Annotated in this window: 1 protein-coding gene; it reads left to right on the plus strand. The window is 69.8% G+C overall.

From position 1 onward, the window contains the following. Positions 1 to 222 (plus strand): hypothetical protein (locus tag ACY9Z2_RS19540; RefSeq protein WP_463611331.1); only part of this gene is annotated, 222 nt, incomplete at both ends.

A 222-nucleotide genomic window follows, 5' to 3' on the forward strand; every position in this document is an offset into this window, starting at 1 on the left:
CGGTCTGCGGGCGGTGGGCAGTTGGGCCTACGGCGACATGTTCACCGGCTGGGGGCTGCTGGAAACCGAGTCGGACCAGCCCGGCGGCGGGCGGGAGCTGTCGTTCTATGTGCGGGAGGGGTACTGGCGCCGGGAGCATTCCCTGGTCCGGCGCTACACTCTGAGGATGGACGGGTTCGTGTCGCTGAATGCGCCCAGGGCAGGCGGCGAGATGCTGACCCG

This window comes from Virgibacillus sp. GM2-2 (genome assembly GCF_055329585.1).